Annotated in this window: 1 protein-coding gene; it reads right to left on the bottom strand. The window is 26.6% G+C overall.

What is annotated here, in order from left to right; all coding sequences use genetic code 11:
- Positions 1–82 precede the first annotated feature (82 nt).
- A complete protein-coding gene (locus tag WA340_RS03820) occupies positions 83–535 on the bottom strand; it encodes a hypothetical protein (RefSeq protein ID WP_223077113.1) in 453 nt (150 codons plus the stop codon).
- Between the last annotated feature and the right edge of the window lie 93 nt (positions 536–628).

Below are 628 nucleotides of genomic sequence, written 5' to 3'. Positions count from 1 at the left end.
TGCCTTACAATGGTGAACATAGAAGTACTCTAGCAATAAATAATTAATATTTTACTTGTTTATTGCCTCAGTTCTTTGTTAGCTAACGTTTTTTTGATTTTTTCAGTTTTTCTCTTATCAAGAATAAGTCAGAAAAATCAAACCATTCATCTTTCCTGTATTCGTATTTAATTAATTTTATTTTATTCGGTTTTATTTTATAATAATATGTATTGTTTGCTGGAAATTGACTGTCAATATTTTCTTTTGAAATTAATATAAGAGTGTCTTTTTTTATTTTCCAAGTTCCGATTTGCTCTTTATGTTTGATTTGATGTAAAACATAATAATAAATTCTATGATAAGTGCTGTCGTTATAAATAACCAAACTATCCAATTCAGATTCTGTCCATTTAATTCCATTTGGTGCTAATGATTTCTTTCTTTTTTTTTCAAATTTATATTCAGATAGAATTTTCTTTTCAGCACTATATGTTTGTCCAAAAATCGTATTGGATAAAATTCCAAAAAATAATATGATGAATGCTTCTTTCAAATGTTAGCTAACGTTAGCGTATAAATTTCAGTTGCGGAAAATCGGCACGATTTTCCGATTGAGCTGAAAGATAGAAAATTGCAATGAATTTCC

The sequence above is a fragment of the Mesoflavibacter sp. CH_XMU1422-2 genome (assembly GCF_037029245.1).
GTDB classification, from domain to species: Bacteria; Bacteroidota; Bacteroidia; order Flavobacteriales; family Flavobacteriaceae; genus Mesoflavibacter; species Mesoflavibacter zeaxanthinifaciens.
The sequence above is the reverse complement of the archived record's forward strand: the minus strand, read 5'-3'. Positions and strand labels throughout refer to the sequence as shown.